Annotated in this window: 14 protein-coding genes; 3 read left to right on the top strand and 11 right to left on the bottom strand. The window is 62.8% G+C overall.

Annotated elements, in window-relative coordinates; all coding sequences use genetic code 11:
* Nucleotides 1–37: 37 nt before the first annotated feature.
* The 5 genes from menE to menD are packed head-to-tail and all read right to left on the bottom strand — an operon-like array spanning nucleotide 38 to nucleotide 5,706.
* The gene (menE, locus tag REA38_RS01655) at nucleotides 38–1,423 is read right to left on the bottom strand and encodes an o-succinylbenzoate--CoA ligase (RefSeq protein WP_308884738.1); all 1,386 of its coding nucleotides are present in this window, start codon (nucleotides 1,421–1,423) and stop codon (nucleotides 38–40) included.
* Nucleotides 1,411–2,394, bottom strand: coding sequence for an o-succinylbenzoate synthase (gene menC, locus REA38_RS01650; protein ID WP_060421934.1), 984 nt, complete (start codon nucleotides 2,392–2,394; stop codon nucleotides 1,411–1,413). Before menC ends, menE begins: the two co-directional genes overlap by 13 nt.
* The gene (gene menB, locus REA38_RS01645; protein WP_033635308.1) at nucleotides 2,394–3,251 is read right to left on the bottom strand and encodes a 1,4-dihydroxy-2-naphthoyl-CoA synthase; all 858 of its coding nucleotides are present in this window, start codon (nucleotides 3,249–3,251) and stop codon (nucleotides 2,394–2,396) included. The genes menC and menB overlap by 1 nt, the downstream gene beginning before the upstream one ends.
* A gap of 11 nt (nucleotides 3,252–3,262) precedes the next feature.
* A complete protein-coding gene (gene menH, locus REA38_RS01640) occupies nucleotides 3,263–4,033 on the bottom strand; it encodes a 2-succinyl-6-hydroxy-2,4-cyclohexadiene-1-carboxylate synthase (protein WP_103829984.1) in 771 nt (256 codons plus the stop codon).
* A complete protein-coding gene (gene menD / locus REA38_RS01635) occupies nucleotides 4,030–5,706 on the bottom strand; it encodes a 2-succinyl-5-enolpyruvyl-6-hydroxy-3-cyclohexene-1-carboxylic-acid synthase (RefSeq protein ID WP_308884737.1) in 1,677 nt (558 codons plus the stop codon). Before menD ends, menH begins: the two co-directional genes overlap by 4 nt.
* Nucleotides 5,707–6,247: 541 nt before the next feature.
* Here menD and REA38_RS01630 point away from each other — a divergent pair.
* Nucleotides 6,248–14,908, top strand: a complete 8,661-nt coding sequence (locus tag REA38_RS01630; RefSeq protein ID WP_308884736.1) for a GH36-type glycosyl hydrolase domain-containing protein — start codon at nucleotides 6,248–6,250, stop codon at nucleotides 14,906–14,908.
* 36 nt (nucleotides 14,909–14,944) lie between these two features.
* On the opposite strand, the gene elaB is transcribed toward REA38_RS01630, so the two are convergent.
* From elaB to idnO, 3 genes are all read right to left on the bottom strand, one after another.
* On the bottom strand, nucleotides 14,945–15,256 hold the full coding sequence (elaB, locus tag REA38_RS01625; RefSeq protein WP_025303653.1) for a stress response protein ElaB: 312 nt from the start codon (nucleotides 15,254–15,256) through the stop codon (nucleotides 14,945–14,947).
* Between the two features lie 81 nt (nucleotides 15,257–15,337).
* Nucleotides 15,338–16,369, bottom strand: coding sequence for an L-idonate 5-dehydrogenase (gene idnD / locus REA38_RS01620; RefSeq protein WP_033653769.1), 1,032 nt, complete (start codon nucleotides 16,367–16,369; stop codon nucleotides 15,338–15,340).
* Between the two features lie 22 nt (nucleotides 16,370–16,391).
* Nucleotides 16,392–17,156, bottom strand: a complete 765-nt coding sequence (gene idnO / locus REA38_RS01615; RefSeq protein WP_033648038.1) for a gluconate 5-dehydrogenase — start codon at nucleotides 17,154–17,156, stop codon at nucleotides 16,392–16,394.
* Between the two features lie 268 nt (nucleotides 17,157–17,424).
* Here idnO and REA38_RS01610 point away from each other — a divergent pair, with 268 nt between their 5' ends.
* Nucleotides 17,425–18,408: a LacI family DNA-binding transcriptional regulator gene (locus REA38_RS01610; protein WP_060452520.1), complete on the top strand. Its 984-nt coding sequence runs from the start codon at nucleotides 17,425–17,427 to the stop codon at nucleotides 18,406–18,408.
* Here the strand turns inward: REA38_RS01610 and REA38_RS01605 are convergent.
* On the bottom strand, nucleotides 18,388–18,897 hold the full coding sequence (locus REA38_RS01605; protein ID WP_033648040.1) for a DUF1097 domain-containing protein: 510 nt from the start codon (nucleotides 18,895–18,897) through the stop codon (nucleotides 18,388–18,390). The genes REA38_RS01610 and REA38_RS01605 overlap by 21 nt on opposite strands.
* Before the next feature lie 130 nt (nucleotides 18,898–19,027).
* Nucleotides 19,028–20,263, bottom strand: coding sequence for an MFS transporter (locus REA38_RS01600; RefSeq protein WP_041036053.1), 1,236 nt, complete (start codon nucleotides 20,261–20,263; stop codon nucleotides 19,028–19,030).
* 288 nt (nucleotides 20,264–20,551) lie between these two features.
* Here REA38_RS01600 and REA38_RS01595 point away from each other — a divergent pair, with 288 nt between their 5' ends.
* Nucleotides 20,552–21,427, top strand: a complete 876-nt coding sequence (locus REA38_RS01595) for a LysR family transcriptional regulator (protein ID WP_033653764.1) — start codon at nucleotides 20,552–20,554, stop codon at nucleotides 21,425–21,427.
* Between the two features lie 59 nt (nucleotides 21,428–21,486).
* On the opposite strand, the gene nuoN is transcribed toward REA38_RS01595, so the two are convergent.
* Nucleotides 21,487–22,944: an NADH-quinone oxidoreductase subunit NuoN gene (nuoN, locus tag REA38_RS01590; RefSeq protein ID WP_033635324.1), complete on the bottom strand. Its 1,458-nt coding sequence runs from the start codon at nucleotides 22,942–22,944 to the stop codon at nucleotides 21,487–21,489.
* Nucleotides 22,945–22,948: the final 4 nt, after the last annotated feature.

Below are 22,948 nucleotides of genomic sequence, written 5' to 3'. Positions count from 1 at the left end.
GCCGTCATCCACTCAGCCGCCCTTTCGGGCGGCTTTTTTATGCCTGAGAGAGGCGCTGCGCCACCCATTGCTGCAACTGGCGGCGCGAAATCTTGATGCCGCCGTTTATCAGCTCGTCAGGCAGCGGGAGCAGCGCCGCCGGGCGTTGGAAATTGGCCAGCTTGTCCTGCGACCAGGCGAGCAACGCCGCCAGCGACAGCGACGGATCGCCGTCGATTACCGCCACCGGCCGCTGGCCGAACTCGGCGTCCGCCGCCGGCACCACAAACGCCTGCGAGATCTGCGGGTGCGCCGCCAACACGCGTTCGATATCCTCCGGCTGCACCCCTTCGCCGCCGCTGAAAAACAGGTTGTCCAGCCGGCCGAGAATACGCAGTTCCCCCTCGGCCATCGCGCCGCGATCGCGGGTCGCGAACCAGCCTTGTGCATCCGCCAGCGGCTGCAGCTGGCCATGACGCCAGTAGCCGAGCGCCAGGCTGTCGGCGCGGATCCAGACCTCTTCGTCCACCAGTTTTACCTCGCGGCCGCTGAGTGGCAGGCCGACGCCCGGCCGCGCATCGGCGCGCTTGGCGCACACCGTGGAAGCCAGTTCGGTCAGCCCATAGCCGCACCAGCAGCGGATCCCAGCCGCTTCCGCCCGTTCGGTCAGCGCCACCGGGATCATGGCGCCACCGAGCAGCACCTCTTTCAGCGTCATACCCGTCAGCGGTTGCGCCAGCAGCCGCCAGAGCTGTGTCGGCACCAGCGAGGCGTGCGTGCATCCCGCCAACGCCTCGGCCAGCGGATGCATCTCGCGCACCGCCAGCCGCGCCCCCGCCGCCAGCCAGCGCCAGACGATGCCCTGGCCGGAGACGTGAAACAGCGGCAATGACAGCAGCCAGCAATCCTCGCGCTGAAAATCCATCAGCCGCAACACCCCGGCGGCGCTGGCCAGATGGTTGGCGTAGCTGTGCGCCGCCGCCTTTGGCATGCCGCTGGAACCCGAGGTCAGCGTCAGCGTCGCCAGACGTTGCGCATCCCACATCGGCAGGTTCGGCCAGCGCGGCTCGGTCGAGGGCGGCGTCAATCGAATCACCTCTTCCGGCAGCGCCGGCAACGGATCCGGGCCGAAGGCAAAGGTGATGCCCAATTCGGGTAACAGCTGCGCCAACAGCGGCGTCGGCAAGGCAGGATTGAGCGGCAACAGGCGCGCGCCGCATTGCAGCAGCGCCAGATAGGCCAGCAGCAGCGGGTAGCTGTTTTTACCGCACAGCGCCACGCCGCAGCCCGGCTCCACGCCCTGGTGCTGGAAGTCCGCCGCCAGCTCATCCACCTGGCCTTGCAACGCCAGCCAGCTCAGCGGCTGTTCGCCGAGCAGCAGGGCCGTCGCCTGCGGCTGAAGGCGTGCCCAGTGTCGCCACGGCCAATCGCTTAACGGCGCCATAGGCACTCCAGCGCCGAGGCATCCAGCAGCGGCAATGCGCTGCCCGGCCAAGGCCGCAGCACCTGCGCCTGCATCAACCCCAGGGTATCCAGCCCCGGCACGGTGTCCGGCGTCAGCCAGCGGGCGATGCGCGCCAGCTGGGTTAATCCCAGGCTGGACTCGATGCTGGAACTGATCACCGCCGTCAGCCCCGCCGCGTGAGCCTGCGCCACCAGCGCCTGGCAGCGCGCCAGGCTGCCGACCAGCGTCGGCTTGATCACGATGGCTGCCACGCCCGGCTCGGCCTGCACCACAAAGTCCGCCTCGCGCACGCTCTCATCCCAGGCGATGGCGATGCCGGTCGCCCGGGCGAAATCGCGCGATTCATCACGGGTCTTGCAAGGCTCTTCCAAAAAGGCGATGCGATCGCGCCACGCCGGGTTGACGTATTTGGCGAAGCCGTCGGCTTTGGCGCGGGTCCAGCTGCGGTTGGCGTCCAGCCGCAGCCGCAGATCCGGCAGCGCCTCCAGCAGCACGTTGACGATCATGCCGTCGCGCACCGCTTCATACAGCCCCACCTTCACTTTCGCGACTTTTTCGCCCGGCAAGGCGCTCAATGTCTCGAACAGCTCGTCCGGATCGCCGGTACACAGCGGCGCCTTGCGGAAATCCGCCTGCGTCGGCAAGCGCTGCTCCAGCTCGGCCTGCGCGCAGCTGAGCCCAAAGGCCACCGAGGGCAGCGTGCTGTCATCCGGTTCGTTGCCCGCCAACCAGGCCTGCAGCCAGTCCAACGCGGCCTGTTCGGCCTGCGCCAGCGTTTCCCGGCTGAATTCCGGCAGCGGCGCGATCTCGCCCCAGCCTTCACGCTCGCCCTGACGCAGCTGCACCACCCATCCGTCACGCGTTTTCAACCGCTGATTGCGCAGCACCACGCCCGCCTCCATCGGCAGGCTGTAACGGTAAAGCGCCGCGCTGCGGTTTACCCCGCTCATTACGGGTTACGCTTGAATTTGCTGAAGTCCGGCTGACGCTTCTCGTTGAACGCGTTGCGCCCTTCCTGCCCTTCGTCGGTCATGTAGAACAGCATGGTGGCGTTGCCCGCCAGCTCCTGCAAACCGGCTTGGCCGTCGCAGTCGGCGTTCAGCGCCGCCTTCAGGCAGCGCAGCGCCATCGGGCTGTTCTGCAGCATTTCGCGGCACCAGCGCACCGTCTCTTTTTCCAGATCGGCCAGCGGCACCACGGTATTGACCAGCCCCATGTCCAGCGCGGCGGCGGCATCGTACTGGCGGCACAGGAACCAGATTTCGCGCGCCTTCTTCTGGCCGACGATGCGCGCCATGTAAGACGCGCCCCAACCGCCGTCGAACGAGCCCACTTTCGGGCCGGTCTGGCCGAAGATGGCGTTATCCGCCGCGATGGTCAGATCGCACATCATGTGCAGCACGTGACCGCCGCCGATCGAATAACCGGCCACCATCGCCACCACCGGTTTCGGGCAGGTGCGGATCTGGCGCTGGAAGTCCAGCACGTTGAGGTGATGCACGCCGCTGTCGTCGCGATAGCCGCCGTAATCGCCGCGCACTTTCTGATCGCCGCCGGAGCAGAAGGCCTTATCGCCGGCGCCGGTCAGAATAATGACGCCAATGCCGTCGTCGTAACGGGCGTTGGCCAGCGCGTCGATCATCTCTTTAACCGTTTGCGGGCGAAACGCGTTGCGCACCTGCGGCCGGTTAATGGTGATTTTGGCGATGCCGTCGGCGGACTTGTGATACAGAATGTCTTCGAAATCGCCGGTGCAATCCTGCCAGGCGATGGCGGCATACAGCTGTTCTTCATTCGGATAAAGCATGTTCGGTTCCTTTAACCAGGGTTAACGAGAAAGGTCTGCAGCTCGGCGACGAAATCCTGCGGATTGGCCAAGTGCGCGTTGTGCCCGGCCTGCGGCACGATGCGCAACGGCAACCCGGCGTCGCGCGCCAGCCGTTGAAATTTGGGGTCGTTCTCACCGCACAACACCCGCAGCGGCACGGTCAGTTGGCGCAGCTGCGGCGCCAGATAGGGCTGCCGCCCGAGCGACGTGGCTTCGAGCATGTCGGCGATCGCCGGGCCGCTGTTGACCGAGCGCGCGGCGATCAGCGCCTGGCGGTGCACATGGCTAAGCTCTTTGAACACCGGCTGCTGATACCAGTCCGCCAGGACCTCGGCGATCGGCTCACTGCGAAAACGCGCCGCCCACAGCGCATCCTGTTCGCAGCGCCGGCGGCGCTGTTCTTCGTCCTCCAGCCCCGGATTACCGCCCTCGACGATCACCCCCTGCAGGCCGGCATGGCGGCCGTGGCAGGCGTGATACATGGCGATGCGCCCGCCGAGCGAGTAGCCCACCAGCCAATAGCGTTCGATATTGCGCAGCTGCAGCGCGGCGGCAATCTGCGCGCTGATGTCGTCGAAGCCGCGGCAGCTCACCGCCACGGAATCACCGTGGCCGGGCAGATCGATGGCCAGCGATGGCCATTCCGGGCAGCGTGCGGCGATCACCCGCCATTCATTGTTGTTGCCGAGCAGGCCATGCAGCCACACCAGCCACGGGCGGCCCGCTTCGCCCTGTTGCAAAATTCGCGTCGCCAGCATCATTGCACCGCCATCTGTTGCACCAGGTATTGCAGGCTTTCGGCCCCCGCGCTCGGCGGCACCTGCAGTTCGATAAGCGTGGCGCCGCCGCGCCGCCAGCCTTGTTCAACCGCCTGTTGCAGCTGGCTCCAGTTCTCCGGCCGCGCGTAACCCAGCTGGAACATCGCCGCCGCGTGGCTGAACTCGACGTTCTGCGGCATGCAGTAAAAGCGCTGACGATCCTCTTCCGGCGTCGGCAGCAGCGAGAAAATTTGGCCGCCGTTGTTGTTGACGACGATCAGCACCGTCGGCGCCGAGCTCTGGCGCAGCAGCGCCAGCGCATTGAGGTCATACAGAGCGGAAAGATCGCCCACCACCGCCAACGTCGGTCTGGCGGTGGCGCGCTGCACGCCGGCGGCGGTGGAGATCAGGCCGTCGATGCCGCTGGCGCCGCGGTTGCTGAATACCGGGTAGGCGACGGGCAATGGCGTTAACGCGTCGATGAGCCGCACCACCAGGCTGTTGCCGAGAAACAGCTGCCCGTTCTCCGGCAGCAGTTCCGGCAGGCGATGCGCCAGCTGCGCTTCGCCAAAGCTATCGTGCAGATGCGTGGATGCCGCTGTCAGCGCCTTATCCGCCAGCGCGGCCAGCCCGGCGGCCCACGGCGTGCGCGGCTGTGCCGGGTGCTGCGCCAACCACTGCGCCACGCCGGCGCGCAGGCGCCGCCCCCGGTGCTGGGCCGGATCGAGCCGCCCCGGCAGCTCGTCGATGATCCAATACTCTTCAGGCCGGCACTGCGCCTGCCACTGCAGCAGGCGTTTGCCGGTCAGGCTGCCGCCGAACTGCACCACCAGCTGCGCATCTTGCAGTACGCGCTGCGCCTGCGGGTGAGCGAGCCACAAATCGGCGCAGGGCAGCGGTTGCCCGGTCTGCGACAGCACGTCGCCGATCAGCGGCCAGCCCAGCATTGTGGCCCATTCGGCCACCTGAGCGCCCTCTTGCGCGCTCATGCGCCCGGCCAGCACCACGCCGCGTTTCTGCCGCCAGAAGAACCAGTCCGGCTGCGGCAATGGCGCCGCATGCGTCTTGCTTTCCTGCAGCCACGGACGATCGCTCTGCCACCAGTCGCCCAGCGCGGCGGACCAATCGGCATAGTGACGTTCGTCGCCGCCGTACAGCGGCTCGGCGAACGGGCAGTTGATGTGCAAAGCGCCGTGCTGCAGGCGCGCCATCGCGCTGTCGACGCTGGAGGCCAGCCACGCGGCCGGAATATCCGGCGTAGGACGCGGCAGATCGATCGCCAGCGTCGGGTGGCTGCTGTAGAGGCCGTTTTGACGGATCGCCTGATTGGCGCCGCAGTCGATCAACTCCGGCGGCCGATCGGCGGTGAGAAACACCAGCCGCTCACCGGTCAGGCCGGCTTCAATCAACGCGGGATAAAGGTTGGCCGCCGCGGTGCCGGACGTGACGATCACCGCCACCGGCTCACGCGCCGCCTTCGCCAGCCCAAGCGCCAGATGGCCGAGCCCGCGCTCGTCAAAATGGGTATGACAGATAAACGATCGGTTAGCCGCGGCGGCCAGCGTCAGCGGCGTGGAGCGCGATCCCGGAGCGATACAAACATGCCGCACCCCATGGCGGGCCAGCGCCTCGAGCAGCACAGCCGCCCACCGGCGATTAAAAACACTTGTCGACATAGTTCGCTCACAAGTCAGTTAGCAGAGATCGTCTCCGGCGCAGCCGACGGACGCCGCGCCTGTAGTTACGCTCTGTATTATATGAGGTGTTATTTTCACGGCTTTTGCGCCAGCGCAAGAACGCCGTATATCCCTGGGCGTTTACACCAGATAATTATTTGATTTAGAACAAAAAATAAACAATAAAAACACAAATACTTTACACCTGCGACATTCTGAGCTCAATCCGCCCATACAAAAATCAGGGAAATACCCAGTGAGTTTATCCTGACGGATCTTCCCGCCACAGCAAGTCAACCTCCATGACATACCGTTGCTGATCGGGCATAGGTCAGAACGCCCCGCCTCGACAAATGTTTATTAAAATTAAACAATACGATTAAAAAACAGACACATCTCATTCTGAACAGCTATACTGGAAAGGTCTGTTCCTTCCTGCAACAAATCCACGCCATATGCTCCCGGCGCCAGATACAGGATGTTCACGCACTCCCAGCGGGTTTACCGGCTGCCCTTTTGGTCAGAAGTGAGGAGCTTTTGTGTGAAAGAAAAACTTATCAATTGGTTAAGAAGTCAACGCAAAAACAGCAAAATAAAGCCGCTCGCCGCCAGAAGCGCTAAAGGCGAACCGGAACCGCTCGGCGGCACCATCAAGGCCGAGCTGTTTTCCGTCGATCAGATGGAACGCTACGGCCAGCGTCTGGCACGCTCTCACAAACTGGCGACGCGTAAGACCCCCTACTATTTGCTGAAGCGGCTGGATCACAACGAACGGGTGCTGGCTGAGAGCTGCCGCCAGCTCAGCAACGGCAAAAAAAGCAGCATGACGCCCGCCGGGGAGTGGTTGCTCGATAATTACTATTTGATCGAAGAGCAAATCCGCGTGGTGCGACATCACTTGCCTAAGACCTTTGGCCGCGGCTTGCCGCAGCTGACTGCACCGCACAACTGCCCGCGCATTTACGACATCGCCGCCGAAGCCATCACCCACGGCGACGGGCGCTGGGACGCAGAGAGCCTGACGCGCTATATCGCCGCCTATCAAAAGGAAACCAATCTGACGCTGGGTGAACTGTGGGCGCTGCCGGGCATGCTGCGTCTGGCGCTGATAGACAACCTGCGTCGCGTCAGCGTCGAGGTAGCGCAGGCTCAGCGTGAACGCAACCTGGCCGATGACTGGGTCAATAAAATGCTCGAATCGGCGGAAAACGATCCGGCCAATTTGATCATCGTTATCGCCGACATGGCGCGATCCAATCCGCCGCGCACCAGCGCCTTCGTCGCCGAGCTGGTGCGCCGTCTGCAGGGCCACGGCACCATGCTGGCGCTGCCGCTCACCTGGGTGGAACAGCGTCTGGCGGAGGTCAGCATGACTTCCGATGAACTGATCCACCGCTTCAACCAACAGTTGGCAGTCAGCCAACTGTCGGTCAGCAACAGCATCGCCGGCCTGCGCCAGCTGAGCGAAATGGATTGGGCGGAATTTGTGGAAACCATGAGCCTGGTAGATCAAACGCTGCGTCAGGATCCGGCTGGGGTGTATCCGATGATGCACTTCGACACCCGCGATCACTATCGCCACGTGATCGAAATGCTGGCCCGCCACAGCCCGCACGACGAGGTACAGGTTGCGCGACACGTGCTCAACATGGCGCGAGTGGCGGCGGAAGATCCCATCGGCGATGCGCGCAACCATCACATCGGCTACTACCTGATCGACGACGGCAGACCGGCGCTGGAACAGCAGTTGGCGGTACGCCTCAGCCGCATTACCCGGGTGCGCCACGCGCTGAACCAGGCGCCGCTGCTGTCCTGGCTCGGCAGCCTCAGCCTGCTCACCACCGCCAGCTGTGCGGAACTGTTGCGCCACGCGGCGGGCAGCGGCATCAGCTGGTGGGGATTGGCGCTGCTGTTTTTCCCGTTGGCGATCGTCGTCAGCCAATTCGTGCTTAACCTGCTCAGCGAGGTTACGACCCGCAGCCGGGCACCCCGACCTTTGCCGAGGCTCGATTTCTCCTGCGGCATTCCGGCCGAGTACCGCACATTGGTGGTGATCCCCACCCTGCTCGACGAGAAAACCGGCATCGACCGGCTGCTCAACGCGCTGGAGGTCTGTTATCTGGGTAATGCGATGAAACACCTGCATTTCGCGCTGCTCACCGACTTTAACGACGCCCCGCATCAGCGGCAGGCTGACGACGCCGCGTTGCTGGCTTACGTCAGTGAAAAAATCGGCGCGCTGAATGCACGCTATCCCTGTGAAGGGCCGGGCCACTTTTTCCTGTTCCACCGCGATCGGCAGTGGAATGACAAACAGGGCGTGTGGATGGGGCTGGAGCGCAAACGCGGCAAGCTGAATGCGCTTAACGACTGGCTACGCAACCGCGACAACGCCTTCTCCAGCCTGGTTGGCGCCGGCCTTGAGGCTCTGAAAAACGTCAAATACGTCATCACCCTCGACAGCGATACCGTATTGCCGCGCGACACCGCTCACCAGCTGATCGCCGCCATGGCGCATCCGCTCAACCAGCCGCAGTATGACGAAAACAGACAGCGCGTGGTGGAAGGCTACGCCATTTTGCAGCCGCGCATGGCCGAAGAGATCCCGCGTTTTGGTCAGGGACGTTACGCCGCCTTATGCAGCAGCACGCCGGGCAACGATCCCTATACGCGCATGGCGTCGGACATTTATCAGGATCTGTTTGGCGAAGGCTCATTCATCGGCAAAGGCATTTACGACGTGGACGTGTTTGCGCGCAGCCTGCAAGGCACCTGCCCGGAGAATTTAGTGCTGAGCCACGATCTGCTGGAAGGTTGCTATGCCCGCTCGGGGCTGTTGAGCGATGTGCTGTTGTATGAGCAATATCCCAGCAACTATCTGGTCGACGTGGCGCGCCGTTCGCGCTGGATCCGCGGCGACTGGCAGTTGCTTAACTGGCTGCTGCCGCGGGTGAAAAAAGCGGACGGCTCACGCTGCGCCAACCCGCTGAGCGCGCTGTCGCAGTGGAAGCTGTTCGACAACCTGCGCCGCAGCCTGGTGGCCCCCAGCCTGTTGCTGCTTTTATTCTGCTGCCTGACAGGGTTGCCCAACACCGGTTACTGGCTGGCGGTGGTCTTTATCCTTCTGCTGCTGCCTTCCGCGCTGGCGCTGCTGCAGGACATCGCGCGCAAACCGCCACGCCGCCCGTTTCTCCAGCATGTGCGGCTGGCGCTGAAGGGCACGCTGCACCGGTTGGCACAAATCGGCCTGCGCCTCGCGGCACTCCCGCACGAAGCGCTGTACAGCCTGAAAGCGATCGCCGTTACCCTATGGCGCCTGCTGTTCAGCCAACGCAATCTGCAAGAGTGGACCAGCTACGCCCAGAGCAAAACGCGCCTGCGGGTGACGCCGACCAATTTCTATCGCGCCATGTGGGTCAATCCGCTGGCCGGGGCGGGGTTGCTGCTGCTCACCGCGTGGCATAACCCGATGGCGCTCGTCGTCGCCTTGCCGCTTTCCGCGCTGTGGGTATTCGCGCCGTTCTTGCTCTACTACCTGAGCCGCGAGCCGCAGCGCAGCAAAACGGCGATCGATGAGGAGCAACGGCGCTTCCTGCGCCATACCAGCCACCAGACCTGGGACTTTTTCAACACCTTCGTCAATGCTCAGGAGAACTGGCTGCCGCCGGACAACTATCAGGAAATACCGGAACCGGTGATAGCGCACCGCACCTCGCCGACCAATATCGGTTTGTCGCTATTGGCCAACCTCACCGCCTGCGATTTCGGCTACCTGACGCTGTGCGAGGCGCTGCGCCGCATTGAACTGACGCTCGATACGCTGGATCGCATGGAGCACTATCGCGGCCATCTGTACAACTGGTACGACACGCGCACCTTAGAGCCGTTAAACCCGCGCTATATTTCCAGCGTCGACAGCGGCAACCTGGCCGGGCATCTGCTGACGCTCTGCGCCGGGCTGCCGGCACTGGCCCAACAGCCGGTCATCGATCCGCAGCGGATAGTGGCCGGTCTGGGAGACAGCCTGGAACTGCTGGAACAGCAGTGGGGAAACGCAGCGCCGAAAAACCTGGCCAAACTGCGCCAACATTGGCAACAGGCGCAAAACAGCCCGTACGCCGCGCTGCTGCTTGAATTGGACGCCATGCGCAACTACAGCAACGGGTTGCAGGAGCCGGCGTTAAACCACGGCGAAGAAACTAAACGCTGGGCCGGCGCGCTCCATCAGCAGCTTAATGAACTCTGTGCGGAATGGGCGCAATGGTATGGCTGGCTGAGCGATGCGCCGCCGGATCTGGCGCAGCCGCCCAGCCTGCGCTGGTTGGCCGACGCCCCGGCGAACCTGGGGCTTTCGGCCGAGCAACAAAGCCGGCTCGATGCCGCCGCCGCGCTGGCGCAACAGCGCCTGGCGCAACTCGGCAGCCTGCGGCAGCGGCTGGAAAAAATGGCGCAGATGGACTTCCACTTCCTGTATGACGAATCGACCCACCTGCTGAGCGTCGGCTTCAACTGCGACCATAACCGCATGGACAGCAGCAAATACGATCTGCTGGCGTCGGAAATCCGTCTGACCAACTACGTGGCCATCGCGACCAATCAGGTGCCGCAGCGCAGCTGGTTCGCCCTTGGCCGGCTGTTCACCGTCATCGACAAGGAGCCTGCGCTGATGTCGTGGAGCGGGTCGATGTTCGAATACCTGATGCCGCAGTTGGTCATACCCGCCTATCCCGATTCGCTGCTGGTGCAGATGTGCCGCGCGGCGGTGGCGCGCCAAATCGCCTGGGGTAAGGAGCGCGGCGTCCCCTGGGGCGTTTCCGAATCCGGCTATTTCGGCTTCGACGCGCAGCAAAATTATCAATATCACGCCTTTGGGGTGCCCGGTTTGGGGCTGCGGCGCGGCCTGGCCGACGATATGGTGATCGCCCCTTACGCGACGCTGATGGCACTGATCGTTGAGCCCGTCGCCGCTTGCAATAACCTGCTGACGCTGGAACACAACGGCGCCAAAGGGCGATACGGTTTTTACGAAGCGCTCGATTACACCACCGCACGCCTGAGCCGCGGGCAACTGTACACGATCGTCCGCTCCTACATGGCACACCACCAGGGCATGGGGTTCCTGGCGCTGTCGCACCTGCTGCTGGATGCGCCGATGGTGGCGCGTTTCGCCCGCTATCCCGCCTTCCAGTCAGCGCGCCTGCTGCTGCAGGAACGCGTGCCGGACGCAGTCGAGCTCTATAGCCCGCGTCGTCATTTCGAAACCCACGAAGGCACCATCCAGCCGGCCAGCTTCAGCGCGCGTGAATTCACCCGCGTCGATACGCCGATACCCGAAGTGCAACTGTTGTCCAACGCCAACTATCATCTGATGCTGTCGCAGGCCGGCGGCAGTTACAGCCGGTGGCAAAACCTGGCGCTGACCCGTTGGCGCGAGGACGCCACCCGTGATAACTGGGGCGCTTTCTGCTACCTGCGCGATCCGCAAACCGGCGAAGTGTGGAGCAATACCTGGCAACCGATCGGCGGCGGCGGCGGCGCCAAAGACTATCGCGCGGTGTTCAACGACGCCGGCGCCGAATTCCAGCGCCATCTGGGCACGCTTTCGGTCAAAACGCAGGTGGTGGTTTCGCCGGAAGATGATATCGAACTGCGCCGCCTGACGCTCATCAACCGCGGTAAACAGCCGCGCATCCTTGAGATCACCAGCTATGCCGAAGTGGTGCTGGCACCGGCCGGGAACGATCTGGCGCACCCGGCCTTTAGCAATCTGTTCGTGCAAACCGAGCTACTGCCAGACCAGGAAGCGATCCTGTGTCATCGCAGACCGCGCGAGCCCAAAGAGACGTGCCCGTGGCTGCTGCACATGATGACGGTACAGGGAAACAGCGCACAAACCTCGTTCGAAACCGATCGCGGCATATTTATCGGCCGGGGCCGCACGCCGGCCAATCCGCAGGCGTTGTACCACAATGCGCCGCTGACCAACAGCGCCGGGCCGGTTATCGATCCGATCATCGCCATCCGCCAGCGCGTGGTGCTGGAACCCAACGTTCCGCTGACGCTGGATGTGTTTTACGGCGTTTGCGAGGATCGCGCCTCCTGTCTGGCGATGCTGGAAAAGTATCGCGATCGCCACTTGGCGGATCGCGTCTTCGAACTGGCCTGGTCACACAGCCAGGTGGTGTTGCGCCAACTGAACGCCAATGAGGAAGACGCCAATCTGTTCAACCGTCTGGCCGGCGCCGTGGTGTTCCCGGCGCAGGAAATGCGCGCCGGCGGCGGTGAAATCATCAGCAACCGCCGCGGCCAGTCCGGGTTATGGGGGCATTCGATCTCAGGCGATCTGCCGATCGTGCTGCTGACGGTCAGCGACGCGGAGAATATCGCGTTGGTGCAGCAGCTGATCCAGGCACACAACTATTGGCGCCTTAAGGGGCTGCAGGTGGATCTGGTGATCCTCAACGAAGACGTCGGCGGCTACCGCCAGGATCTGCAAAATCAGATCATGGGCTTGATCGCCGCCGGCATGGAATCCACCCTGACCGACAAGCCGGGGGGCATTTTCGTGCGGACCAGCGAACATATGTCGCCGGAAGACCATCGTCTGCTGCTCAGCGTGGCGCGCATCTATCTCGACGACCGACGCGGCGGTTTGGCGGAGCAGCTCAACCAACGCCTGCAGCTGCCGCAAACCCTGCAACAGCCGCTGTCTCCGGTCACCGCGTCGTCGAAGCTGGCGACGGTAGACAACCTGCCGCGCAACCTGCATTCGCCGCAGTTGCCCGCCATCGAAGACCTGCAATTCTTTAACGGGCTGGGCGGATTCTCCAGCGACGGACGCGAATATGTCATTGCGATGAACGAGAACAAGATCACTCCTGCACCCTGGTCAAACGTTATCGCCAACCCGCTGTTTGGCACGGTTATCTCAGAAAGCGGTCAGGCCTATAGCTGGTACGAAAACGCTCACGAGTACCGGCTGACGCCGTGGGATAACGATCCCATCAGCGATCGCGGTGGCGAAGCGTTTTATCTGCGCGACGAGGAAAGCGGCCACGTCTGGTCCCCCACGCCGCTGCCGGCCCGCGGTCGCGGCCACTATTTGACGCGCCACGGCTTTGGCTACAGCGTGTTCGAGCACCGCGAAGGCGGCATCGACAGCCAGCTGACGATGCTGGTGGCGCAGGACGCGCCGGTGAAGCTGTTTTTGCTGACGCTGACCAACGGTTCAGGCCGCACACGCAAACTCTCCGCCACCGGCTACATGGAATTCATCCTCGGCGATTTGCGCAGTAAAACCGCCATGCACGTCGTGACACAGGCCGCGACGACGACGGGCGGCTGCGGCATTCTGGCCACCAACCATTACGGCGGCAACGGTTCCGAGCGCACCGCCTTTTTCGGCGTTACCGGCGCCCACTGTTCCATCAGCGGCGATCGGCGTGAATTCCTCGGCCGCAACGGCACGCTGGCCAATCCGGCGGTGCTGAAACTGCGCCGGCTTTCCGGCAGGGTCGGCGCCGGGCTGGATCCGTGCGGCGCGGTACAGTCGGCGCTCAGCCTGATCGACGGCGATCAGCGCAGCCTGGTGTTCGTCCTGGGACTGGGACAAAACGCCGACGAGGCCGACATGCTGCTGCAGCGCTACCTGGATGAAGATCGCCTGCAAGACGAACGGCAACAGGTCGCCGCCTATTGGGACGGCATCCTGAATAAGGTGCAGATCGGCACGCCGCATCCGACGGTCGATCTGCTGGCTAACGGCTGGCTGCTGTACCAAACTCTCTCCTGCCGCATTCAGGCACGCAGCGGCTACTACCAATCCGGCGGCGCCTTTGGCTTCCGCGATCAGCTGCAGGACACGCTGGCACTGACCCACGCCGCGCCGCAACGGCTGCGCGAACAGATCCTGCTGTGCGCCTCACGCCAGTTTATCGAGGGCGATGTGCAGCACTGGTGGCATCCGCCGCAGGGCAACGGCGTGCGCACCCGCTGTTCCGACGACTATCTGTGGCTGCCGCTGGCGATGTGTCATTATTTGGACGCCACCGGCGACGAGAGCATTTTGACCGAACAGGTGGGCTATCTGGAGGCGCGCCAGCTGGCGCCCGGCGAAGAGTCCGCCTATGAACAGCCGGCGCAGAGCGCAGTGCGGGAAAGCCTGTACCAGCACGGCGCGCGCGCGCTGAAACACGGCCTGACCTTCGGCGAGCACGGGTTGCCGCTGATGGGGGCCGGCGACTGGAACGACGGCATGAACAGGGTCGGGCTGGAAGGCCGCGGCGAAAGCGTCTGGCTCGGCTTCTTCCTGTTTTCCATCCTGCAGCGCTACGGCGATCTGGCGGAACGCCACCACGATGACGACCTGGCCGCACAGTGCCGCCGCCAGGCCGCCGCCCTGAGGGACAACCTGCACAACCATGCCTGGGATGGCGAATGGTACCGCCGCGGCTATTTCGACAACGGCGAACCGCTCGGCTCACACCTGGCCGCGGAGTGCCGCATCGACGCCATTGCGCAAAGCTGGTCGGTGCTGTCCGGCGCCGGCGATCCGCAGCGCAGTCGGCAGGCGATGCAGTCATTGGATACACATCTGGTCGACCCGCAGGCCAGGCTGATCAGACTGTTGACGCCGCCGTTCGACGGCAACGGCCCCGATCCCGGCTATATCCGCGGCTATCTGCCCGGCGTGCGGGAAAACGGCGGCCAATACACCCACGGCGCGGTATGGGCGGTGATGGCCTTTGCCGAAATGGGTGACATCGAACGCGCCTGGCAGCTGATGGCGCTGATCAACCCCATCAACCACAGCCTGGACAGCGCCGCCGCCGAACGTTACAAAGTCGAACCTTACGTGGCGACCGCTGATGTCTACGCAGTTGAGCCGCATATCGGCCGGGGTGGCTGGAGTTGGTATACCGGCTCGGCAGGCTGGATGTATCGCTTGATTCTCGAGTCGCTGCTGGGCCTGAAACGCCGCGGCGATCGGCTGACGATCGATACGCGTCTGCCGGCCGACTGGCCGCAATTCACGATCAACTACCGCGAAGGCGCCAGCGAATATCAGCTGGTCGTGCGCCAGGGAGAAGGCGAAACGCAGATCATCGTTGACGGAATCCCTCAGTCGGAGCCGACGATCGCGCTGCGGGACAACGGCAGGATCCATCAGGTGGAAGTGATTTTGGGGAAAGAAGATACGTAGCTGTCGGGCGGCGGCGCAGGCCGCCGCCCGACGTCGTTATTTTCTGGCCAGCAGCAGCCCCAGCACCAGCCCGACGGTGGCGCCGATGCCTACGCTGTGCCAGGGTTTATCCCGCACGTAGTCGTCGGTGCGGTGCACCGCTTCTTTGGCGCGCGCATAGTAGGATTCGCCGGTGTTCGCCCAGCGCGCCTTAACCTCACTCAGCGCCTGCTCGGCGTGCGACTTGATGTCGATGTAGGCCTGATCCGCGCGATCGCCGGTATATTGCAGCACTTCTTCCAGCGTCTCGGTCAGCATTCTCAGATCGTCATCCAGCGTAGTTTGCTCAGCATCCGTATGTCTTGCCATAGTGAGATCTCCGTGGTTGAAAAATTAAGCGTTCCTACACTATAGACAAGGATCGCCGCCTGCGGCCATCGGACTTTTACCCTAAAACACCAATTGCACCTTGGCGGCCTGGCGCTTATCGCCGGCAAACTCCAGCGCCTGCGCCAGCTGCCCGCTGGCGAACTCCGCCGACAGCAACGGCAGCGGATCGACCACGTCGTCGGCCAGCCACGCCACCGCCAGCGCAAACTCCGCCACGAAGCGGAAGGATCCGAGCAGGTTCAACTCCTTGGCGATCAACAACATCAGCGGAAAATCGGGGAAGCTGGCGCCCATGCCCACCTGCACCACGGTGCCTTTGGCGCGGGTGATCTCCAGGCAGCGCTGCAGCGACTGCGGATGCCCCGCCACTTCGAAGGCGACGTCGAAATATCCTTTGTCCTGCTGATAACCGCTAACATCGTCGTCCGCGGCATGCAGGCACCGATCGGCCCCCATTTGCCTGGCGATCGCCAGGCAGCGCGGGCTGAGATCGGCACAGACAATTTCGGCGGCGCCCAGCGCTTTCAGCGCCGCCACCAGCAGGCAGCCGATCGGGCCGACGCCGGACACGAAGATCTTTTTCCCCGTCACGTCGCCGGGCTGCTTCGCCGCGTGGATCGCCACCGCCAGCGGTTCAGCGAACACCATCACCCTGTCGTCGCGATCGGCGCCGTAAGGAATGCACTGCGCGCTATCCACCACTTTGTATTGGGTAAAGGCCCCGTCGACGTGCGGAAAATACATCGCGCTACCGAAAAAGCGCATCTCGACGCATTGATTGCTTTGCTGCGCCAGACAGTATTTGCACTGCCCACAGGGTTTGCTGGGATTGAGCGCCACCTTCTGCCCGACCGGCAGCTGCGGCGAATCGCTGGCGACCACCTCGCCGATCACCTCATGGCCCAGCACCATCGGCTGGCGCACCTGAAAATTGCCGACCCTGCCTTCCTGAAAGTAATGCAGATCCGAGCCGCAGATGCCGCCGCGGCTGATTTTCACCAGCGTTCCCTGCCCCCGGTAATCCACTTCTTGCGCAATCACCGCCACGTCGCGTTTGCCATTGACCACGCAGGACTGGGTTTGAATTTTCATCTCAACACTCCACGAAAAAAGGTTACACCGCCGCCGACATGCCGCCATCGACAAACAGCAGTTGCCCGTTGACGAAGGCGGAGGCGTCGGCGGCCAGGAACACCGCCGCGCCGATCAACTCCTGCGGATCGCCCCAGCGTGCGGCGGGCGTGCGTTGGGTCAGCCAGGCGGTGAAGGCCGGATCGTCGGCCAGCGCCTGCGTCATCTCGGTTTTGAAGTAACCGGGGGCGATGCCGTTGACCTGAATGTTGTAGCGCGCCAGCTCCACGCACATGCCGCGCGTCAGCATTTTCACCGCGCCCTTGGAGGCCGCATAAGGGGTGATGGTGTCCCGCCCCAGCTCGCTTTGCATCGAGCCGATGTTGACTATCTTGCCGCGCCGGCGCGGCACCATATAACGCGCCACGGTTTGCGACACGATGAAAACCGCCTTCTGGTTGACGGCGATGATGTCGTCCCAGTCTTGCTCCGGAAACTCGGTGAACGGGTGGCGGCGCTGGATGCCGGCGTTGTTGATCAAGACGTCTATCGCGCCAATATCCGCTTCGATACGATCGATGGCGGCATGCACCGCCTGGGAATCGGTGACGTCGAACGCCGCCGCATCGGCGCGCAAGCCCTCTTCGCGCAGGCGATCGGCGGCGTGTCGGGCATGTTCGTCGGTGGTGGCGTTGACCAGAATATGCGCGCCTTGCTGCGCCAGGCCGCGCGCCAGCAGAAAACCGATGCCGCGCGAGGCGCCGGTGATCAAGACAATTTTGTTATCCAGTGAAAACAGGTTGTTCATGGTGATTCCCGGCCATCAGGCCTCCAATCGGACAGGCCTCTATCTCAGCCGATTGTTACCGGTAAAAACGTGATGGGAATCACTGAAAATCATGTTACGAAACCCTGTTACCCTTAACGTGATCTCACGCAGGCAGCAAGCGGGCAAAAAGCAGTTATCCAATTGAAAAATAGCTATTTTCAATAGGAGCGCATTCATTGTTATCGCCAAATCGATTTGTTAACATACCGCTATCCACCCTTGCCGCGCCGCCCGTGAAGGCCACCGAATGAAACACCCTCGCGTTACGCTACAGGACATCGCACAATTGGCCGGCGTGACCAAAATGACCGTCAGCCGCTTCCTGCGCACGCCGGAAAAAGTGGCGGCCGACACCGCCGAACGCATTGCGCAGGTCATGCGGGAGCTGAACGTCACAGATGCCGATGCCGCACAGGCCGGCAGAAAACCGCGCATCGGCGTGCTGATCCCCTCCTTCAACAACCAGATCTTCGCCGATCTGCTGGCCGGCATCGAATCCGTTACCCAAGCGCGGGGTTACCAAACGCTGGTGGTGAACTACGATTACAGCCCGCAGCGGGAAGAAGAGCAGATCGCACAGCTGTTGAGCTACCCGATCGCCGGGCTGATCCTCACCGACTCTGCGCATACCTTGCGCGCAGAGACCTACCTCGGCGCCGCCAAAATCCCCCTCGCGCAGGTGATGGATCTCGACGCGCCGCCGGGGCGGATTGCGGTGGGGTTTGATAATGAACAGGCGGGGTATGACATGACCGAAGCGCTGCTCGCCAGCGGCAAACGGCATATCGTTTACTTTGGCGCCATGTCGGACGCCCGCGACAATAAACGCTATCGGGGGTACTGCCGCGCCATGGCGGCTCAGGGGCAAACACCGCGCCAGATCACGCCGCATCGGGTCTCTTCGGTTTCGATCGGCGCCGACATGCTGGCGATGGCGCGCGAACGCTACCCGCAGTTGGACGGTATCCTGTGCACCAACGACGATCTGGCGGTGGGCGTGTTGCAGGCCTGCCTGCGTCTCGGCGTGCGCGTGCCGCAGGAGATTGCGCTATCGGGTTTTCACGGCCTGGATATTGGCCAGGCGACCACGCCGGGCATCGCCAGCGTGATCACGCCGCGCTTTGACATGGGGAAAACCGCCGCTGAAATGCTGCTGCTGCGGATCGCGGGCGAACCCTGCGCCGAGCGCCACGATCTGCACTACCGCCTCTCACTCGGCGGCACCGTTTGAGCCGGCATTCGGGCTGACCGGCTGTGCGGCACGGGCTTTTTCGCTGCGCGCCGCCCACCACAGACCGCTGTTTTTCATCGCATAGCCAAACAGCAAGCCCACCAGCAGAGAAAGCGTCACCAGCGGCCAATCTCCGCCGCCGGCGAAGGTCGCACAGGCGCCGATAAAGGTGCCGGGCACAAACCCCAGCCACTGCTGTTTGGCCTGAATGCACATCAGGAACGCAACGACGCCGGTCAGCAGATACCCCAGTAGCTCCCACTGCGGCGCCAGTTCGCTGCCGTGGATGATCGCCATTGCCCAGAAGACGCCGCTGCAGCAGGTCAACGCGCCGATCAACAGCCCTTTCAGCCCGCCCTGCGGGCAGGCGAAATACGCCGTGCAGCCGAGAAAACCGGCCCAACCGATCAGCCCCAGGCTGACGGCAACCCAGCCCCAAACGCCGGAGAGGATCCCGGTAGTAACGGCAATGGCGAAAAGAACGTTCATAAAGTGACCCGCGACAAAAAGAAAGCGCGCAGTTTACCCGAAAGCCGGTCATTTCATGTGATTAAAATCACAATATAAATGCAATTAAAGAATGATTAATTAAATAAAAGAGACTTAAATCACAAAATTATTAACGTGGGAACCCTACACGTACCGTCATCCATGCCAACAACAGGCATACCGTGGTGCTGCTCAGGAACAGCAGATGGGTTGCCTGCTGCAGATCGACACGGTCGACCACGATCCCCAGCAAGATCGGCACCCAGTTGGCGATATAAGCGATAACGTAAAACAGTGAAAGCAAACGCGCATGGCTGGCCGGCGGCGAAATCAGGTTTACCAGGGTCGCGCTGCCGACGAAAATGGCGCCGTAAGCATAGCCGGCCACCACCAGGCCCGCAGCCGCCAGCCACAGTGAATGCCATTGGATCGCCGCAGCGAATACCACCGCCGCCAGCACCTGCGCCAGGCAACCGAACAACAGCGAATGACGGGCGTTAAGGCGGCGGCTCAGGATCTGGCTAATACCGGCGATCAACAGATACACCGCAATCGCATAGCCAAAGACGCCCCGCTGGTGCATGCCTAACAGCGTTTCCGCCACGCTGGGGCCAATAGCCAAAATGCTGGCGGCCAGAGCCCAACAGATAAACAGCGCCCCGGCACAGACAAAGAATTTACCGCCGGTGATACGCAGGCCATCGAGCAGCGTGCTTTTTTCTGTCGCCGTCGGCGCAGCGCGGGTCGGTGCCGTAACCACGCCACGCGGCCACGAGAACATCACGCCCAACGCCGCCACGGCGGCAATGATCATGATGAAAATGAACGGCAGCATCGTGGGATGAAAACCGGTCTGCAAAGCGATGCCGCTGAAGATCGGGCCCAGCGCCAACCCTGTGGTAAAGGACAACGTGGCGATCAGCGCGGCGTTTTTACCGCCGTCCTGTGGCCCAAAACGCACCAGGGCGATGTTTGCCGCCCCGGTCAATGCCCCGGTGCCCACCCCGGCCAGCAGTCGCGCCATGAGCATCATGACAAAGGTATCCGCCAGCGCAAACAGCAGCGCACCGCTCAACACCACCAGCAATGCCGGCACGATCACGCTGCGTAAATCCTTCACTTTGCCGGCCAGATTGCCGACGCCGAACAAAGAGATCAGTACGCCGGCGGCGTAGGCACCGTAAACGACGGTCAGGCTGACGGAACTCAGCGCAAACTGCTGCTGATACAGCGGATAAAGCGGCGTCGGCGCACTGCTGTTCAGCAATGCCGACATCAAAGCCAGCGCCAGGAACAATAAAATGGTCCTGCGCGACGCCTGAGCATTTTGCGGCGCCGCGATCTGGCTGGCGGTATTTTCTGACATGTTTCAACTCCCAAAGTCGGCAGACGGCGGCCTGCCATCGACATCTTTCTCACCCGGCGGGCCGGGAACGGCGCTTATCATAGCGTTACGGCGACGGGCGAAGTATCGTCAAGAATGAATCACCCTGATGCATTCTTGCATCACCGGAGAAATAACCGCCGATGTGCAGGCCGCTAGCCGTCTTTCTCTCCCCCCGGGCGGAACAACACTTTATGATAGAAACCGTTATCATTCGTCCGGCCCGGCCTGTTTCCTACCGCGCCGACAAATCTGCAGAGAGGAAATGGCATGATAAATTGGGACGACGCGCGCTTCTTTTTGGCCGTCGCGCGCTGCGGCACGCTACGCAAAGCCGCCAGCCAGCTGCATGTCGATCAGGCGACCGTCGGTCGACGGCTGTCCGCTTTCGAGGATGCGCTCGGCTCCAAGCTGTTTATCCGCACGCCGAAATCCTTCGCCCTCAGCCCGCTGGGGGAGCAAATGCTGGCGGACGTGATGAAGATGGAAAATGCGGTGCAGGCGATCAACCGCAAAGCCGCCAGCGGTGACGAAAGCCTGTGTGGCAACGTGCGCATCGCCACCACCGATACCCTGGCCGAAGCCTTCGTGATGCCGGCGCTGCAAGATCTGCGGGAACGCTACCCCGCCATCACCGTCACGCTGTTGACGGCGGTCAACATCGCCGATATTTCTTACCACGGCGCGGATCTGGCGATCCGTGGCGCCCGCCCCGATGACGATGAGCTGATCATCAAACGCTTAGCCACCATCGAAATGGGTCTGTACGCCAGCCCACACTATCTGGCACGGCGCGGCATGCCGCTCAGGGGCGAGCAGCTGCGCGGCCACGATCTGCTGATGTTCCCGCGCGATCTGGTGCCGCGCCACTGGAACAATTTCTGCGGCGAGGCCCTGCACGAGCCCAACGTGGTGCTGCAATGCAATTCGCAGCTACTGCTGCGTTCCGCCACCCGCAGCGGGCTGGGCATCGGCCTGCTCTCCGCGTTTTTGGCGGACAAAGATCCGGAGCTGGTGCGCCTGTTGCCGGAGAACAAAGACTGGGTGGATATCTGGCTGGTGTTGCATCCCGATTTGCAACGCGCCGCCCGCGTGCGCGCGGTAGTGCAGGCGCTGGAAACCTCGTTTAGCGCCCATTACGGCTGAGTGCCGTTTCCCCATAAAAAAAGGCCGCCGAAGCGACCTTTTTATCGTTTGAAGGGTTATCAGAACGTCGGCTGCGCCATCTGCACCAGCGAAATCAGCGGCTGCGGATAGACGCCCAGCAGCAGCACCAGCGCGGCGGAGATCAGCACCACGACGCCACCGGCGGTCAACGCCCAGTTGTTCGGGGTATCGCGCTGCAGCGATTCCGGCGCGCTGAGGAACAGGCTGACGGTCACGCGCAGGTAGTAGTACAGGCCGATGGCGCTGCCTACCACGACTGCGCCGGTCAGCCACCACAGGTGTGCGCTGACGCCCATCGCGATCACGAAGAACTTACCGATAAAGCCCAGCGTCATCGGGATACCGGCCAGCGACAGCATCATCACCGTCATCACCGCGGACAAGATTGGCTTATGCCAGAACAGACCACGGTAAGAGAACAGCGAATCCGCATCCGGGCCGCGGTACGGGCTGGACATCAGGCTGACCACGCCGAAGGCGCCCAGGCTGCTGAACAGGTAACCGGCCAGGTAAACGCCGGCGGTTTCCAGCGACAGCTGATGGGTTTGCACCGCAATCAGCGCCACCAGCAGGTAGCCCAGGTGAGCGATCGACGAGTAGCCCAGCAGACGCTTGATGTTGGTCTGGCTGATGGCCATCAGGTTACCGAACAAGATGGAGCAGAACGCGATGATCGACAGCACCATGCGCAGCGCTTCGTTGTCGGCGGCCGGGGCATACAGGAACAGACGCATCACGACCGCGAAGATCGCGATCTTGCTGGCGGTCGCCAGGAAGGTCGAGACCGGCGCAGGCGCGCCCTGATACACGTCCGGCGTCCACAGTTGGAACGGCACCAGCGACAGCTTGAAGCCCAGACCGACGATCATCATGCCCATACCGGCCAGGATCAGCGGTTGGTGCATCATGTTTTCCTGCAGGCTCTTGCCGAGGCCGGCCAGCGACAGATCGCCGGATTCGGCATACAGCAGCGCCATGCCGAACAGCAGGAACGACGACGCGGCGGCGGACAGCAGCATGTACTTGATGGCGGCTTCCAGCGGGCGCTTCTGGCGGTAGGCGTAGCCCACCAGGCCGAACAGCGGCAGCGAGATCAGCTCGATACCGATGAACAGCGAAGCCAGATGGTTGGCGCTCGCCAGCAGGATGCCGCCCATGGCGGCGATCAGCACCAGCAGGTAGAACTCTTCGCGGTTATCCGGATAGCCGACCAGCCACGGATAGGCGAAGGTGCAGGTCGCCAAGCTCGCCAGCAGCACCAGCCCGGTGTAGAACATCGAGTAACCGTCAACCCGCAGCAGCGGGGTGACGTCCATTGGGCCTGCCTGGCCGACAAAGTACAGCGAAAGCAGCGCCAGGTTGAGACCGATCACGGTCAGGGTGGCGTTGATAAAGTGGTCGCGTCGCCACGCAATGCCTAGCATCACAACCACCACCGTCAATCCGACGATCAACAGCGGCAGCAGTGCGATCAGTTGTTGAGGAGTTATTGTCATGGCG

Origin of the sequence: Serratia sp. MF1(2023) (genome assembly GCF_030954545.1) — a bacterium.
GTDB classification, from domain to species: Bacteria; Pseudomonadota; Gammaproteobacteria; order Enterobacterales; family Enterobacteriaceae; genus Serratia; species Serratia sarumanii.
Note: the sequence above shows the minus strand (reverse complement) of the source record. Positions and strands in the feature narration are given on the sequence as shown.